The following is a 17,235-nucleotide window of genomic DNA, read 5'->3' as shown; positions in this document are numbered from 1 at the left end:
CCTCTTCCATCACTCAGCGAGCACAAACATGAACACGTCTTCTCCGCTTCTGCAGGTAAGAGATCTGGTGACGCAGGTTGCGACACCTGACGGTGCACGCACTGTCGTCGACCGGCTTTCCTTTGATCTGCAATCCGGGGAGACCTTGTGCATTGCCGGCGAAAGCGGTTCCGGCAAATCCATGACTGTGCTCTCGCTGATGCAGCTTTTGCCAAAGTCCCTGGCACGCGTGACCGGCGGCACTGCCATGATGAACGGTCGCGACATTCTCAAGCTCAACGAAAACCAGATGCGCAGTGTGCGCGGGCGCCATATCGGGATGATCTTTCAGGAGCCCATGACCTCGCTGAACCCGGTTCTGACCGTTGGGCGACAACTGGCGGAAGCAGTCGCCAATGAAGCTGGCCCGAACGGCGGCCTGTCCGGCGCGGCGCTGAAACAGCGCTGCAAGGACTTGCTCGATCAGGTTCAGATTTCCGATTCTAGCCGCCGCCTGTTGCAATATCCCTATGAACTCTCGGGCGGCATGCGCCAGCGCGTCATGATCGCCATGGCGCTTGCACAGAAGCCTGAAATCCTCATCGCCGACGAGCCGACGACCGCGCTTGACGTGACGGTCCAGTCGCAGATACTTGCGCTCATTCGCAAGCTCCAGGCAGAGAACGGCATCTCGGTCATTCTCATCACCCATGATATGGGCGTTGTCGCCGAAATGGCAGACCATGTTCTCGTCATGAACAAGGGTAGGCAAGTCGAGCAAGGCCCGCTGCGCGATGTCTTCCACCACCCTCGTGACGAATATACGCAGCGATTGCTCGCAGCCGTGCCGCGGCTGGGCGAAATGACCGGCACCGATAAGCCGAAGCGCGCGCCAGCGGAACCGAAGGCTGAGCCAGCGCGCGAACCTTCTCGTCCCGTTCTTGAAGTTGAAAATCTTGTTGTCCGCTTCGACATAAAGGGCGGCATCTTACAGCGCCCTGTCCGGCGCGTTCATGCTGTGGAGGGCGTATCCTTTACCGTCAATCGCGGTGAGACACTGTCACTGGTCGGCGAATCCGGCTGCGGCAAGTCCACCACCGGCAAAGCTCTGCTCAATCTGGTGCCATGGAGCGGCGATATCCGCATCGATGGCAAGAGCACGAAGGGTCTGAGCCGCACAGCGATGCGACCGGTGCTGCGTGACATTCAGATGATCTTTCAGGACCCATATGCTTCTCTTGATCCGCGCATGCGGGTTGGCGACCTTGTGGGTGAGCCGCTGACGATCCATGGTCTGGCATCCGGCAGTGAATTGAAAGACCGGGTCGAATATCTCTTCCGTCGCGTCGGAATGTCTGCCGACCAGATGAAGCGCTATCCGCACGAATTCTCCGGCGGCCAGCGGCAGCGCATCTGCATTGCGCGCGCTTTGTCGCTTTCACCGAAGCTGATCGTTGCGGACGAAAGTGTTGCGGCTCTGGACGTCTCCATTCAGGCGCAAGTGCTGGATCTTCTTCAGGACATTCAAAACGAGACTGGCATCTCATATCTTTTCATCAGCCATGACATGGCAGTTGTTGAGCAAATCAGCCACCGCGTGGCGGTGATGTATGCGGGCCGCTTTGTCGAGACTGGCACACGAGCGCAGGTGTTTGAGAACCCGCAGCATGCCTACACGCGTCGTTTGATGTCAGCGGTTCCTGTTGCCGATCCGGATCGCGAGCGTCGGTTGTTTGTGGCGAATGATGGCGAGCTTCCAAGCCCGGTAAAGTCGCTTGATTATATGGCGCCGCATCTCGAGCATGTGGATCTTGGCGGCGGACATTCTGTCTGGCATGAGGCTGGTGGCTAGGCTCAGGACTTAGCTAACAGAGCAGTTTCCCATGACGTATGCCAATTTTCCCAACATCTAGGCCCAATATGCGACGGTGACGAATAATCTGTCGCTCCTTGATCAAAAGAGGGCAGTAACTCCTCGCTGGAGGCTGGGGCGTTAATATCTCTTATTGCGTTGTCTAGATCTACGATGAGCGTCACTTATTAGTCGACGCCATTCCCAGTATACCGACCAACGAAATGCGCCGCCACAAGGGCAGCGAATGAGAACTTCAGCCAATTTGGGATGAGCGCGATTAAACCCGTCATATCGTATCAACCAGCTTTTCAAGCTTGGCCCTCGCCTGCGGCATCGTGAAAATCGCATAGCCAGCAACGATGATGATGGCCGCCACAATGACCAACTGCACTTTCCAGTCGACAAACGGCATGATCGCGGCGCCGCCGCCCGAGCCAAACCATGTCCAGAATCGCGAGGATTTGGAGATTGGCTTTTCCTCGACCGGCACCGGGACCACATCTCCGGCAGGAGCAGTCACTACCTGCTCGACGCCGTACCCCTCACTCAGGAGTGCTTTGTCGTATTGCTTGGCATAGCCTGCAATCAGTTCTGCCTTGTCGGTGCCATTGACGATCCTGCGAGCGTTCTTGAAGTCCGACTTCTGCAGGGTGATATAGTTGGAGAGCCTTTTGCCGGTGAACCAGCCTTCCATCATTCCGGCGATGATAATGGGCGCTGCGTATTCTGCCTTGAGAAGCAGCTTCGGCTCCCTGACAAAATCGACGCCGAGTTCCTTGCTGGCCCGCTCATAATTCTGGTGCCATGTGATTCTGAACGTACCCACGCCCGATGTATGGCCAGTATTTCTTTGACTGGAGGTATTTTTCTCCGCCCATCTCGATCGGCTTCATCGTATGCGCCGTCTCGTGGTAGGCGGTCGCAAGGACGTAAGCCATCCGATTGCGCAATAGGCCGTACTTTCGACCTGCCTCAATCAAGAGGCGGGTATCGCCAAGATGCATATCCAAGGTGATTTCCTTTCGGCAACGAAAAAGCCGCCTCTCTGGGCGGCGAAACTGTTGCGTTGCTGTGGGGAAATGCTATCCCAATCGAATGTTTGATTGAGGGCTATCAATGATAACGGTAAACATTAAGAAGCCATCACTATTGCAGCGCTTTGGATTGCAGACCAAACCTCCAAAGGTGATATGCCTCTTTGCTTATCGTTACGATGAAAACCTCGTCCCCGATTTGCTAGAGAATGTAGCGCCATTCACTGATGGATGGATCGCTTGGGATGACACCAAACGAACTGAACTCTGGTATCACGAAGGGGAAGTCAGGCGGGCGTTAGTCGATGCAGCCCGCGACAACGGCGCTGACTGGGTGCTGTGCATGGACCCGGATGAGCGTTTAGAAGCCGGGGCAAAGGAGAAAATCCGCAATCTTGCGTCAGGCGACAGGAATATCATCTGGGGCGTGCACGTGCGCGAGATGTATTCTGTCGATCAATACAGGGTTGACGGCATCTGGGGGCAAAAGAAAGGGTACAGGCTATTTGCGTTAAATGATGGTCAGGAATTCATGAACAACAATGTTCATTCCGCCTGGTACCCCATCAATGCGGGCTATTCGATGAAAATGGCAGATATCAACCTTTATCATTTAAAAATGATCGACCCGGCGAATCGACGCGCCAGAGCGGACCTTTACAACAAGGTAGATACATCGGGCATACAAGAAATCGGGTATGACTATCTTGCCGATGATGAGGGAATGGAACTTGCCGCCGTTCCAAACAATCGAATGTACGCTCCTTTCCGGGAACGACCGCTCCAAATCAAAGCCGTTTCCTGATCTATACCAGGGAATGGCTTTCCCATACGGGATCGACCTGTTCGTCAGTCAATCCAAGGATGGGGATAAGTTTCACAATCAGCGGATGGAGGCGGCGAAATTCACTCGCATAATCCCATTCGATTTGCGCTTGCGAACGTTCGGGTTCCGGCAGTGCGGCGATATTCAATCGCAGTGATGCAGATATATTCAAACCATCCAAACTAGTATAAAATTACCACCAACATTGCTTGGAGGAGCGCAAAGTTTGGGCAGTGGCAATCGCTTAGATGCAATAGATTGCTTACGAGGGATAGCTGCAATCGCCGTAATGATGTCACATGCCATCATCAACATCACCGAGCCAACACAGTCAGCAGTTGCCAGATTTTTATTTCTTAGTGGCGGTTCCGGCGTTGACCTGTTTTTTCAGATCAGCGGATTTATTCTTGTCGTTTCCACCTTGGATTTTAACAGAAGTAAAGTCTACGTTGCTAACTTCATTTGGAGGCGCGCACTGCGTATCTGGCCAGCATATATTGCCGCCACGCTGCTGTTTATGTCTGTTGGTTACGGCCTCAATGTTTTTCTTGATCCTGCTGCCCAAGATAGAATTGTAAGAAGCCTTCTGTTCCAACCGCTTAACTTCAACGATCCCGCTCCGTTTTACGGTTACTCTGCCCTTGCCGTTGGCTGGACGCTGAACTACGAGATCTATTTCTATCTAGCGGCAGCAGTGTCGATGCTCTTTGGAAAGTGGCGATGGGCCGCTTTATTGGCATGGTTTGCCGTAACACTTGCTGTGATCCCCTTGCTCCTCGGGGACTTTTCCTTTGCATCCACCGCTCGTTACGATGTGAGCGGATACATGAATTTAGCGACCAATCCGATCCTTTGGAATTTTGTTGCCGGTATACTGGCGGGGCTTTTCTATACAAGGTACAAGCACCGTATACCCCGCACAGTACTAAGGATTCCAGTGCTCTTGGCGGTCTTGTTAACAATCGCACTTCTTGTTTTCAGGGTCAGGACAGGCCACGGTCTTACCTACTATGGCCTTGGGTATTTCTTCATCTTGTTGACGGTTTCTGCGGCTATAAAAGCCCAGGCATTCACGCGTTGCCCTAAGATTTTGGTTGGACCCGGGAAGATATCATACTCCATCTATCTTATTCACCCGACCGTACAATACATTGTTCCAACCGTTCTTATCAGCAACGGCCTATCCAGTTGGACGACGGGATTGGGGATGGCGGTCGGCACAACACTTTTATCCATCGGCTTCGCCTTCTATTTTGCCAAGCTTTTTGAGAAGTGGTTGCCGCATCGTATAAGCACTATAGTTGCCGCCAAGACGCCTAAAGAAGAATCGCAAGCGGCATGAATCATACTTACTACTTTCTCTAAGCGATAAAGCGACGAAGCGCCCTAAAAGATAGATTTCGCGCTTTCCTGTATGCGAACACCGGGATAGAAAAGAGATACTCGAGTTTCGAATCTATCTTGCGCGCGATTGGCATGGCATTCCAATAAAGGGGATATAGAGAGTAGTTGAATTTTTGAGCGAGAGCGAGTTTCTTCGCTTCTTTCCGCCCAAAGGTTTCCAACATAGCCTCGTCTTTGACCCATGCGCGGCCGAAGTGTTTCTCCGGCACAGCAAACAATTCCCTCAGCGCCGTGAGTTTGTCGTAACCTTCCAAGTAACGGATTCTAGCAATCCACCCAACGCAATGCCTTGCTGTGTACCACTGCAACTGTTTGCGAAAGTTCTCAAACTCACCCTTTTTCTTATAGAACTGGATCATGTCTTCGAGAGCAACCACAATGTTGAGAACCCTTTTATCAGTCTGCTTCATTGACTGCGTGGGGCGCGTAACGTCGTAATTGTAAAGTTCCTTATCTACATAGTAGATTTTCTTCGCTACCAGATAACTTTTCGGGACGAAATTAGCATCGGCAAATATAATGCCTTCTTTCAAACGAACGTCTGGATCAGCGAATATGGAGCGATGATACATCCGGCCACACGGAGTAGCCCAGTTCTTATAAAGCAAGTCCCGGTCGTCGCTATCCAACTCTTTTTCTTTGTCGAATGGTAGCGGCTTAAATGGAGCGGTACTGCCGGTATAGCAATATAGCAGGTTTCCTATGAGCAAATCCGCGCCAGTTTCTTTCGCCTTATGATACATGAACTCGATGCTGTCATGATCCAAGAAATCATCACCGTCTACGATGATGATGTATTCACCCGACGCCCTATCAATCCCATAGTTGCAAGCTGCGCCGTGACCGCCATTTGGCTTGATGTAGCTCTTGAACTTCGATGGAAATTTCTGAACGTAGTCGTCTATTATAATCTGGCTATCATCGACGCCGCCATCGTTAACAACAATTACCTCTATATCTTCTAAAGTCTGCTGAGCAAGTGATTCCAGGCAGCGCTCAATATAGAATTCCAGGTTATAAACTGGGACAACGACACTGACTTTCGGAGAGGTCATATCACCGACCTCCAGCCAAGAATTTTTCATCGAACAGTTCAAGAGAACGAGTTATGATATTATTCATATCGTAATACTTGTACTCGGCAAGCCGCCCAACAAGAGTTATATTACGATAGCTTTTAACAAGATCGGCATACTTCTCATATAGAGCCGTGTTTTCGTCCTTTGGAATAGGATAGTATGGAATGTCCTTAAGGGGATCATTCCTGTCGTATTCTTGCGGATACTCTTTCATGACTGTGGTCTTCGACGGATGATCAGCCATCATGTGTTTGTATTCCGTGATGCGCGTAAACTTCTCAGTGTTCGGGTAGTTAACCGTCCCCGTCGGCTGATAAAAATCTTGGTCGTGGGTCTCAAGATCGAAGCGCAACGACCTGTATGGCAAGCCGCCAAACCGATAATTGAATAGCTCGTCCAGCGCGCCGGTATAAATCAGTTCACCATCAAATGGCGCCCCTTCGAAAAGGACCTGTTTGGCGTCTTCGTCCAATGTGATGAGGTCAGATGCAAGGGTGTTCAGTCGGATTTCAATCAGTGGATTCGCAAGCATGCGCTCAAACATAGCGGTATACCCATCTACAGGTAGCGCCTGATGCGTCTCTTGGAAATATCGATCATCATACGAAACGTGAACCGGAACGCGCGCCGTTATGGTTTCGAAATCTAGGTTCTCCGGCTTGTCGCCCCATTGCTTGGTCGTATAGTTCAGATAGATGTTCTCAAATATGAATTCACCCAGTTCTTGCAACCGAGCGTCGGGGTGCTTTCTCAAAACTGAAACCGGAACTTTGACATCCATTCCAAATTCCGAGAGGAGTAAGGTCTTAAGTTCCTCAGCCTTTTCAGGCATCAAGCGTTCGATAGAAGTCAGATTAAAAGGAACCGGAACGAGTGTATCGTTCACGTTTGCGAGCACGCGATGCTGATAAGGGAGCCAGCCTGTGAACTGGCCAATATAATCACGCACCCTATCGCTGCTAGTCCTGAAAAGATGAGGCCCGTATTTGTGGATCGATACACCATGTTCGTCTTTGTAATCGAACATATTTCCAGCGACATGATCACGCTTTTCAATGATCAGAACCCTCTTTTTCAGTACAGAGGCAAAGCGTTCCGCCATAATCGAGCCAGCAAATCCAGAGCCGACAATTATCACATCATACTTATTCATATTAATGGCCCTTTAAAGCGGAAGAAATTGCAGCGTCCATTTTCTCGGTCACAGCGCTGACATCATATTCGTTGAAGGTGTCAAAACTCGGAGTGACTTTTCCATCAATGTATCGCTTCATGACGTATGCGATGCGGTCTATCTTGTCGTCTGCTATCAAATTCCCGCTTGAACGGACTATATCGGCGGTAGGTCCGTTGTTCATTGTAACCGCCATAATGGGTTTTCTGGCGCCCATATAATCCATAAGCTTGCCTGGCAAGAACGGACTGAATGAAAGCCCATCCTCTTTCTCGTTGAAAAGACCATCGATGAGAAGCAGGCAATCGGCTTGCTGCATGATGCGCAAACTATCGGTATAGGAGACCTGATCTTCGAAGCGAACATTGTTCCTAGCGCTCATGAATGCATGGACACTTATGTCTGTGTGATACGGATTACCGCCGTAGAAAATAACTTCGAAGCGATTCTTATATTTAGGATAGATTTCTACCAGGCGATCAACGGCTCTCAGCACTGGCTCAGCCGTACGCTTAGTGTGATAAAGCGCCCCCAGATGCGCAAATGTGAATTTCCCGTCGCCTTTAGATTCGGTTGGAACATCCGGGTATAGGGATCGGTCATAGCAGTGCGGGATCACCACGCTCTTGCCCTTATGCTTTTCCGAGGCTCCATCGAACATTAGTTTTTGCTGATATGTATTGTTCAATATAACAACATCAGCCGTGGCAACTGTATCTTTTTCTATCTTTTTGTCTTCATCAACAAGAGGATAGCCAGGAATGTAAGCCACGTATGGATTCTTGATGAACAGGTCACCAAAGTATGCGATCCATGGAACGCCCGGGTTGTCGGCTTTTATCCGTGCTGCGGCTTCGTGGCTAACCATCTCGTTAGAATGGGAAATGATGAAGCTGTATCGTGATTTGTTTTGTCAAACAGCCGAACAGCTTCCTTGACAAACTTTTCCCTCTCTTTCGGTGACCTGGGAACTTTGTGGTCTAGCTTCACTTCGAAACGGTTGATTTTTGACGTAGCAGATCGCAGAATCCGATCGTCGCGATGCTCCCGTGCGACTTGAACAACATCGTAATCATACCGGGAGTTTTTAATGCGTTTAAAGAAATCTAAATCTGCAGACCCCAAATACGGGGCAAAAAACCACGACACTGCAAAACCAGTTATGCTTTCCACGCTTTTCTCCTAGCCGTCAGGATTTCATGTAGGCATAATGGTCAAGGAACATTAGTCAAGGCTCAATTGCTTGCTGTCTCAATTTGCTACCACCAGCCGCCTGAAACCTGTTCCGCCTGTATCGACATCGCCTGCTTGGATTTGCTTCAATCCGAGAGAGTCGACCCTGATTGAAGCATTGCCCGTACTGTCAACAAGCGGCAGAACTGGAGAATGTCACATGTTACACTTTGCGACATACGTATGCATCTTATGCCTCAGAAATTGGCTATTCTGATGGAACCATAGGTGGCCTGCTAGGGCATAAGGGGAGAGGTGTCACATCGCGGTATATTCACCGGACTGACAACGCTTTGCTTTCGGCAGCAGAGGAGATCTGTCGGAGAAACAATATGTTAATGGCTGGGAATCTTTGACGATCACTCCATTCTATGATTCTTAAATCCTCTCATTGATATAAGTGGGAAAACTGCGCAGGCATTGGGGTTATTCAACGTTTTCGAAGATGCCTAGAGGTGACCGTTGCATATTCATTGCAGCGATGCCCCCGAAACTTCCGTTCCCTTTTCCAGTTTTTCAATCGCACGATCGATATCGGCATCATCGTATGAGAAGGCGCTGTCCGCGAACGGACATGTATATGCTCGCCTGGAAGCCCGGAACTCCTGCAATGCGCGTCCGTTCTCGCCGAGAGCTTGCAACGCCGCTCCGCGCAAAGCCCTTGTCTGGCCGCATAAACTATACCGGTCAGTGGCACCGTCGAGATAATACAGCGCCTGCTTCGGTAACCCATTCTGCAGCCTATCATAAGCAAGATAGCTGTTGGCGAAACTTCTCAACTCACCGTCCCAATATCCTTCGTCAGCGATAGCCACTGCGTACTGCGCCGCTTTTCTGGCTTCGCCTGAGTTTTTTTCCGCGCTGAGATTTGCAATCTGCGCTTGGAGCCCCTTACGGGTTGTAACCGTAACGGCGGCAGCCCCATAGGGCACGCGACAGGCTGGGATATCGAACATCTGGCTCGAAGCACGGGTCCAATATCGTGACTTTTCTTGCTCATTAACGTTTTGAGCGGTCTTCAGCACCTCTGATATCATCGTCCGAACAACGTTCCGGTCATCGGGTGCAACCGTATTCAGGCAACGAACAGCCTGTTTCAGAAAGCCTCCCCAGCCGATGACCTCTTCACTCCAGACCGGAAGTGCCTCATTAAATACAGCCAGACGCGGCGCATTGTCGGAGCGATCAGTGCTACCGATTACATTATATATCATGTCATCGAGAAACCGGGGTGCTGATACGGCTTCGTCGTCCTGCTTCTGGCGTGGAAGTAGATCCAAAGGGCTGGCTACATTTTCATAGGATACAACTGAAGCATTAGCCACCGCGAGCAACAAGCTGTCGCTGGCGTTTAATAATAACTCCAGTTGCGCAGCCACTTGAGCGATGTTTTGCTTCTCAAAATTCCCGATTGAAGCGATGTTGCCGTTCAGAAACTGCTTGACCAGCACCCGACGCAATTCCCGCTCCGGGGACACCAACGAACGTGCCCCGCCGGTGCGTGGCGGCAGAAGTTCCCACAAAGCTGTCTCAAGAAGCGGATCAAACACCGCGGCTTTTTCGAGCAGCGGCCCCCACTGCGCCAAAGTCTTTTGAATGTCCCGGCGTTCTTCAACCGATGCCTGGCGATAAAGTTCAGCCAGCATTTCCAGCTTGCGTTGGCGGGCAATCAACGGGGTCAGCGGTTTGACAGATTTCGTCGTCTGGTCCGACAACTTCGTGAGCTGGGAACGAAACCCAACAATATCCAGAGGACGGCTGACATCTCGCAACCGCGCGCTTGTTGCCGAACGATCATTCTCAAGCAACAAAGCCGCTTTGTTCATGCTGGCAGCGAGCGACACAAAACTGGTTGTTTCTACGGCATCGTTTCCAGCGGCAATCTCAAAAAGTGATGCAAATTGATCTGCCAGCACCGTTGCGACAGGCTGATCCATAAGATCGCTGTAACGCCAGCTTGTGGCAAACGTCATCAATGGAAATGCCAGCATAACTGTCGCGGCAACTTCCAGCACCCACAAATGCCCGCTCAAAGCGGGTCGCTTGCGACGTTCCGCGAGATAGTTCCGTCTCTCCCCGGGGAATATGACCCCTCGCCTGTCAACGTCTTCAACATAGCGAGTATAGCGCTGGACGGTTCGCCTATAATGCGTCGCAGCGAAACAAACCCTGCATGCAACAGACACACATAAACAAAGCAGGGCTATCAAAACCCAGTCAACATGCAGCGTATTCAATGAGGCGCTAAGCCCACAGATCACTGCTGCTACTACGAAACCAGCTTTCCTGAAACCAGCGTCGGCAAGACGGGAACCAGGTGTAAACAAGCTTTTGATATCGAGTTGAAAAGGCCAACTTCCCTGTTCTTCGGCCTTCTCGAAGAAGTTGTTCAGAGGGGCGTCACGGAAAAGGACGATCCTGTCCTCTGGAAGGAAAAGGGGCAGTCCGTTCACTGGATTGCTGTAGGCCGTGTCGGGATTCTGCCGTCGTTCAATCAGCGCTCTTGCCGTCTGAGCCCTTGCCAACCAGGAGAAATATCGATCCGCTGCCCGTTGACCCGCAATTTGCGCAAAACCCAATCCGAACCATGTGAACTGGCATTCATTTTCGATCTGCTCAACCACGGCAGCTGGACCGCTTCCAGTTTCGAAGTTAGCAAGATCATCAGGGTGGTATTCGTCAGGATCGGGTAAAAATTCTCCCAGTCTACGCGCTATCGTCTCCTGAAGTGTCCGGTGTTCATCCAACCCGAGCAGAGCAGCCTGATTAAACAAAGCAGACCAGTTTTCTGCTTTCCACGCTTTCAGCGAATAATAGTTATTCGTCTTGATATTATCGATTAGCCCATTCAGCGTCTCGTAAACCGCTTTAAGCACCGCGCGGTGCTGGGCGTCACTCTGGTTCAGCGGTACCGTATCAGTATCTGTGGCGGCACTGTTCACTTGAGCGGCTTTTGACACCACAACGATGTCATCGAAGTCTTTTTCCGGGAGTGAGGCTGTCACTTCTTCTGAAAAATCCACGTCGTCATCGGACAGCGTCGCCCACAATAACGCTTCATCCCGGGCTTCGACCAAGCGCTGAAATCCAACCGGATCTTCATCCGGGCGAAACCGCTTCAGTTGACGCGCATAAGCTCGGCGAATCTCACGTTCATCCCTGGTCGCGACAATATCAAGGACAGTCCAGCAATCATCAGACATGCGCGGCCCCTTTAAAGAACTGACTTTTCGAACTGCTGCAGCATGTCGGAGAATTGTTGCCGGATTGCCTGCGGGTCGCGAATGGATTGATCCTCAAGGCTTTTCTCGAACCAGAACAGCATTTCCCGGATCTGGTCTCGTGCATCCCCCAGAGTCTCCGCATACAGCCTCTCCGCCCGAGCAATCAGTGCACGATTTTCCTGCTGGTCACGCGGCAGCATCTTGATCGATGACAGTGCGCTGAAACGTGCTTCGAGTTCGGCGTCGGTGAGGTTTGCTTGATTCCTGAAAATCCTTCGATGAACCTGCCCTGTGGAAACGACCTTGACTTCGACTTCGAGGGCGCCGTTGACATCATAGGTATAGCGAACGTCCACGCATTCCTTGCCCGCAGGTCCCGAAGATACGGGAACCTCAATCATTCCGAGGGCGATATTTTGTGACGGGCGCATATTCTCCCCCTGAAGAACATCTATACGGACCACGGTCTGGCCATCCGAGGCAGTCCAGTAACGGCTTTCGCGGCTGATCGGGACGACGGCATTGCGTTCGATGATCGGAGAAAGGACCACCCCTTCAGGTGCGCGGGGATCAAGAACGGACGTGCCCAGCGTGAACGGGCATACGTCCGTCATTATGATTTCTTCAAGCGCCCCTTCCCGCTTCCTGAGGCCCGCCTGTACGGCTGCCCCAAGCCCGACAATATGATCCGGCCACGGGTGAAGGAGCGGAAAACGACCAAACAGCCGCGCTGCCAGGCTACGCACCATAGGCATGCGCGCCGCACCGCCAACCAGCACCACCTGATCTATTTTCCCCGCACCGACACGCGCATCCCGCAAGGCCCGCTCCATCGGAGCACGCATGCGCCGCAGAAGCGGCTGCGCCAACTCTTCGAACTGCAGGCGCTCGAATAGACCGCTGAAGCGCTCACCTTTCACTCCAAAGCTGTATTCCAACTGCGATTGCTCGGTAAGGGCCCGTTTCAGCCGCTCTGCCTCGGCAAACAATCGCGCCTTGTCTCCTGCGTCGAGGTCATTTTCGACAAGCTGATGACGCTTGAGCAGTTCCGTGACAATCACCGTCCTGAAATCGTCGCCGCCAAGGAGCGCATCTCCCGCCGATGCCCGGATTTCCATAACATCATCATATTTATGCAGCAGTGAAACGTCGAACGTGCCGCCGCCAAGATCAAGAACCAGAAATGTCCCTTCATCCTGATGTTCTAGCCCATGAGCAAGCGCCGCAGCCGTGGGCTCGTTGATCAGGCGCTCAACATGAAGTCCGGCCAGCCGGGCCGCGTCGAGCGTCGCTTTACGCTGAATGTCGTTGAAATAGGCGGGCACCGAAATAACAGCCTCTGTGATCGGCTCACCAAGTGCAAGCTCCGCATCCTGACGCAAGGATTTCAGAACTAGCGCAGAAAGCTCCTCGGCACGCCAGCGGTAATTACCAAGGGTGAACTGTATTGCACTTCCCATGGCACGTTTGAATGACGCAACGGTCCGGTCCGGATGCGTGATCAGCCGATCAATCGCGGCGCGGCCTACCAGTACTTCTCCTTCGTCACTGATACTAACGGCTGACGGCGTCAAAGTTTCCCCAAGAGCATTTTCTAAAGCTCTTGGACCATTGTTCTCCCAGACCAAAACCAGTGAATTAGAAGTACCCAAATCAATTCCAACAATCGCCATCCTGCAATCATCCATTTAGCGTTTAAGTGCAAGCACTTAACGGATATCGTTAAATTTGTAGTTTCAGAAAACCGTGGCGCCAATCTTGGTGAAATGCCCACGTTGGACGATAAGCTCACTGCCAGCAGTCGTCTCGCCTTCAACAGCCGCGCTCTTCAGATTGCCGGTCCAGCCTTGGGTTTATCTTCAAAGACCTATGGAATAGCTAACTCGCTCGGACGGAATCGAATACATATCTCTTAGTCAGCTTCTCAAACATACATGGAACCGACACCAATCAGGAAAATCACCATTAAAAACAAAAAAATCGTCTAGATATTCCAGTCCAGCGGCTGTTAACCGCTTAACAAACTCATCGGCTGCCTCTCCACCAAATGAAGGACCAAAAGACACGATATCATCACTGATATCCAAAGGAGGAGACTGTTCCATTAGCTCGCATAGCATTTCTATGCTTATATCGACGCGTTTTAAACTTCCCCGCCTAATTACTATACCATACTCACAGGTTGCCTGGACTAAAGTCATTTTCCAATCCCCGGAATTCCTACGCCATTTGGAACGTTTATTTTCACATTATATATTGGCGTACTCTGCTTTGGTTGCATAATTTGTCCCCACTCCTGCTTTCCAGCTGTATTGAAGTTAGAGGGACGGCAAAATCGATTCTAATCATGCCGGTCCCGCCTGGTTTAGGCGCATTAGGTGCAGTAACGTACACGCGGCTTCCAGCACCAATACCAGCAGGAATTGCCGTCCCACCAGAGCTTATCCATTGTGCTGCTTCCGTCGGAGAAACCCACCTTGAGACATTTACATAATCAGAAGGTAATGAACCCTCTGATGCTCCACTGCCTCTGGGTGTAATCACTTTATAGCCCGATAGCGGTTGAGAAGACGGTTGTCGGGAACAGAGATGATGTTGAGATCGCGCCCGACGTTGGCGGTGATCGTTTCGCCTTCGACAACTGCACCCTTCAGATTGGTGTCACGACCGGATTCAATATTGATGTTTCCTGGACCGGTGACGTGGGTGTTAACCTGCGTCGTGCCATTGCTGTTCGATTTTCCGGAACCAGCGTGAGCACTTCCGGTCCAGCCACCGGTCGCGCCGCCCAGACCAACGCCGACAGAGTAGCCAATACTAGCCCCGGCAGACTTGCTGGATGACGAGGAGCTGTTGGTGGCCTGCGCACTCTGCAGATTGATGTCGTTACCAGCTTTCAGGCTGATATCGCCAGCACCGCCGGACAGCAGACCATTTTCGTCATATCCAGCAACAATCTGTGCGCCATGGCTGTTGATGTCACCAGATTTGGCCTCAATGGAAACGCTGTTGCCGCCGCGAATAAGCGTATGGGCGGTGCTACCTGTTGCGATATTGCCGCTAGCCAGTGCAACCAGATCCACACCTGCGACAATAGTGCCTAAATTGATTGCAGGGCCCGTCACAGAAACATCGGGACCGGACAGCAATTGACCACTGATCGTCGTATTTGCTGTAATCGTCGCTTTGTCGTTGCTGGTGATATTGGCTGCGGCGAATGTTCCGGCATTGACCGTCAGAGACCCCGCCGACAGCAATGTTCCCGCGTCAATCCGGCCACTTGCTGTCAGGACCATGGATAGTCCGGCCCGCTATGCTCGTAGTTCAGCGAAACGAGATCGTTCAGATTGACCAGATTGTCCATGCGGAACGATATCGATGACCTCGAATAGCCAGTCGATTTTTGGCCGAGATTATTATTGGCTACCGAAAAATGCCACGGCAGACCGGGCTTGTTCTCGACATTGAGAATGGAAGCGCCCGGTTCCTTGCCTGGCAACATCGAGGTTTTGGCATTGTTCGATGACAGGCGGTTGATCTGATCGAGCCCCTGTTCGACATCACGGATATTAGCCGCCCTGCCCTTCATGCCCGGAAAAGCCGTTGCCAAAAGTCCCGGATATTCTGCAGGCTTCCCATTCAGATAGATACCGGAAAGCGTGCCTTCGGCAGCGACAAGTCGCAGAACCTTGCTACCTGCAATATCCTGTTCGGGCACATAGACACGCGATGTGATATAGCCCGCATCCATGTAGAGGTTGGTAAGGTCTTTCAGCAGAGCATTGATATCGGCAAGGCCGATGCATTTGTTTCGATACGGTGTCAAAACAGGATCAAGCGACTGCCTCGAAAGCAGGGAAACGCCTTCCACATCGACATGGCTGATTGAAAAGCACGGGCCAGACGCGGCACCTGCCTGGGGTCCCGTCTGCTCTGGCCCGACAGTTGGCCTGCCACGCGGCGTGGTTTCGCGTAAACTGTCCAGCCGCTGCTCCAGACCCTGTTCAGCCTGACGGCGTATGAAGTCATCGGCAGGCGAAGCCGCTGGGTTTGGAGCTTGCGCCAATGTCGAAGTGCCCGCCATGAGCACAGAGATAGCCAACGCAAGGCAAAGCTTCGCCGGGCAAACAGAATACGTCATTCTCTGCTCCCGATCAGGCTTTGGCTGGCTTTTGAAGTTCTGCGAGAGCCTTGGTAAGCCCCTTCAACGAGAATTTGAGATTGATGTTCTGGCCGTTCATCAGACGCAGTCGCGCTTCACCTGCAGAGCCCTTCTGCAGTGCGGTCAAAATCTTGCCGTCAAGCTTCTGTTGCGCCCAGCAACCTGCCTGATTGCAATTGCGATAGGGGATGGTCACCACATCCTTGCCGTCGGCAGCGAGGCCCAGACCGATTGGTAGAACTACATTCAGCGGAACAAGCGCCGTCAGCAACAGATCATTGCCAGAAGCCTTCTTGCCAGCTTCAGGCGCTGTCTTCGCAATGGCCAGCGTCAGCACGTTGACGTCCTGTTCGCCCTGCTTCACCTGAGCGATCTGTGCAACCTCACCTTGCGCAACAGACTTTCCGTCAGCAGCCTTTACCTCTGCACAACGATAATACCAGTCATCGAAACGGGTGGATTGAACGGCAGGGGTTTTCGGGTTGGAAACCGTAGCCTCTTCGGCCTGCGCCCCAATTATGACGGACGCAAAAATCCCTACCATGGCGCTCCAAAGCACCATTTTTCGCGCAAAATGCATGACAACGTCCCCCGATTTAACCAAATTAGTGATAACCAATCTGGCCAGTCACCCATCCAAATACCCCTTTGGAAAGGCGAATTACCCTTCAATCAAATGTTGATGCCTCCGCTAAAATGCCGAGACCTATTACTCTCACCATCCCTCACGGGAGAGCAAGCATCACAATCAAAATAATATGAGCGAATTGCAAAACAGGCTTGGTTAAGTCAACCGCAAATAGCAGAATTCGTAGACTTACTAGACTTAAGTTATAGAAAAGTCACAGGCGCCATGAACAGCGTCTGTGAATAAATCGGGCTATACGTATCAATGTGAAACATTATAGACGGCCGCAAATGCTAATTCACGAATCGATCAGTGAACCGCCAAGTGCGGCTATCCAAACTACTCGGAATTCAGCACGCGAGATGTGATAGCAGAGACTCCCGCACACGGCTCGCCCTTGTTACGTGTCAGCTCTCTATAAGACCGACACATGGCAAAACGGCACTTTTGCCATGTGTTTTTGCACCAAGAGAGTGTCTAAACATCGCAGCGCGATGAAAACGCATATGTGTATCATATCTTGCGGTATCTGCGACAGCTATGGGGCCGATTACAAACTGTCTCGTTCTGGGCCGTAACTGAGAAATACTGCCGTCTGCAACCGGCCCATTTGCTGTCTTTGAATGGCTGGACGGGG

The 17,235-nt window shown here is 51.6% G+C and carries 14 protein-coding genes; 3 read left to right on the top strand and 11 right to left on the bottom strand.

Annotated elements, in window-relative coordinates:
• Nucleotides 1-28: 28 nt before the first annotated feature.
• On the top strand, nucleotides 29-1,831 hold the full coding sequence (locus J9800_RS14770) for an ABC transporter ATP-binding protein (RefSeq protein WP_114215619.1): 1,803 nt from the start codon (nucleotides 29-31) through the stop codon (nucleotides 1,829-1,831).
• A 289-nt stretch (nucleotides 1,832-2,120) separates the two neighbouring features.
• Here the strand turns inward: J9800_RS14770 and J9800_RS14765 are convergent, their stop codons facing one another.
• Complete coding sequence (locus J9800_RS14765) at nucleotides 2,121-2,660, bottom strand: hypothetical protein (RefSeq protein WP_286167498.1); 540 nt, start codon at nucleotides 2,658-2,660, stop codon at nucleotides 2,121-2,123.
• The gene (locus J9800_RS22110) at nucleotides 2,623-2,844 is read right to left on the bottom strand and encodes a hypothetical protein (protein ID WP_286167499.1); all 222 of its coding nucleotides are present in this window, start codon (nucleotides 2,842-2,844) and stop codon (nucleotides 2,623-2,625) included. The genes J9800_RS14765 and J9800_RS22110 overlap by 38 nt, the downstream gene beginning before the upstream one ends.
• Before the next feature lie 106 nt (nucleotides 2,845-2,950).
• Here J9800_RS22110 and J9800_RS14760 point away from each other — a divergent pair, with 106 nt between their 5' ends.
• Both J9800_RS14760 and J9800_RS14755 read left to right on the top strand, forming a co-directional pair.
• Complete coding sequence (locus J9800_RS14760; RefSeq protein WP_114215620.1) at nucleotides 2,951-3,673, top strand: glycosyltransferase family protein; 723 nt, start codon at nucleotides 2,951-2,953, stop codon at nucleotides 3,671-3,673.
• Nucleotides 3,674-3,920: 247 nt separating this feature from the next.
• Complete coding sequence (locus J9800_RS14755; protein WP_162792639.1) at nucleotides 3,921-5,036, top strand: acyltransferase family protein; 1,116 nt, start codon at nucleotides 3,921-3,923, stop codon at nucleotides 5,034-5,036.
• A 19-nt stretch (nucleotides 5,037-5,055) separates the two neighbouring features.
• Here J9800_RS14755 and J9800_RS14750 read toward each other — a convergent pair whose 3' ends face one another.
• From J9800_RS14750 to J9800_RS14710, 9 genes are all read right to left on the bottom strand, one after another.
• Nucleotides 5,056-6,153, bottom strand: coding sequence for a glycosyltransferase family A protein (locus tag J9800_RS14750; protein ID WP_210845863.1), 1,098 nt, complete (start codon nucleotides 6,151-6,153; stop codon nucleotides 5,056-5,058).
• A gap of 1 nt (nucleotide 6,154) precedes the next feature.
• Entirely contained in the window at nucleotides 6,155-7,330 is a 1,176-nt protein-coding gene (gene glf / locus J9800_RS14745) for a UDP-galactopyranose mutase (protein WP_114215625.1), read from the bottom strand.
• Between the two features lies 1 nt (nucleotide 7,331).
• Nucleotides 7,332-8,219: a glycosyltransferase family protein gene (locus J9800_RS14740; RefSeq protein WP_210845862.1), complete on the bottom strand. Its 888-nt coding sequence runs from the start codon at nucleotides 8,217-8,219 to the stop codon at nucleotides 7,332-7,334.
• An 835-nt stretch (nucleotides 8,220-9,054) separates the two neighbouring features.
• On the bottom strand, nucleotides 9,055-11,787 hold the full coding sequence (locus tag J9800_RS14735) for a J domain-containing protein (RefSeq protein ID WP_114215628.1): 2,733 nt from the start codon (nucleotides 11,785-11,787) through the stop codon (nucleotides 9,055-9,057).
• Between the two features lie 11 nt (nucleotides 11,788-11,798).
• The gene (locus J9800_RS14730; protein WP_114215629.1) at nucleotides 11,799-13,481 is read right to left on the bottom strand and encodes a molecular chaperone HscC; all 1,683 of its coding nucleotides are present in this window, start codon (nucleotides 13,479-13,481) and stop codon (nucleotides 11,799-11,801) included.
• Between the two features lie 243 nt (nucleotides 13,482-13,724).
• Nucleotides 13,725-14,009, bottom strand: coding sequence for a hypothetical protein (locus J9800_RS14725; RefSeq protein WP_155723793.1), 285 nt, complete (start codon nucleotides 14,007-14,009; stop codon nucleotides 13,725-13,727).
• 339 nt (nucleotides 14,010-14,348) lie between these two features.
• The gene (locus tag J9800_RS14720; protein ID WP_114215630.1) at nucleotides 14,349-15,104 is read right to left on the bottom strand and encodes a hemagglutinin repeat-containing protein; all 756 of its coding nucleotides are present in this window, start codon (nucleotides 15,102-15,104) and stop codon (nucleotides 14,349-14,351) included.
• Nucleotides 15,095-15,949 carry a ShlB/FhaC/HecB family hemolysin secretion/activation protein gene (locus tag J9800_RS14715; RefSeq protein ID WP_114215631.1) on the bottom strand — a complete coding sequence of 285 codons (855 nt, stop codon included), beginning with the start codon at nucleotides 15,947-15,949 and terminating at the stop codon, nucleotides 15,095-15,097. The genes J9800_RS14720 and J9800_RS14715 overlap by 10 nt, the downstream gene beginning before the upstream one ends.
• 13 nt (nucleotides 15,950-15,962) lie before the next feature.
• Nucleotides 15,963-16,514 (bottom strand): invasion associated locus B family protein, encoded by a 552-nt coding sequence (locus J9800_RS14710; RefSeq protein WP_286191741.1) that lies wholly within the window; start codon nucleotides 16,512-16,514, stop codon nucleotides 15,963-15,965.
• Nucleotides 16,515-17,235: the final 721 nt, after the last annotated feature.

It is taken from the genome of Ochrobactrum sp. AP1BH01-1, assembly GCF_018066705.1.
Classification (GTDB): domain Bacteria; phylum Pseudomonadota; class Alphaproteobacteria; order Rhizobiales; family Rhizobiaceae; genus Brucella.
The sequence above is the reverse complement of the archived record's forward strand: the minus strand, read 5'-3'. Positions and strand labels throughout refer to the sequence as shown.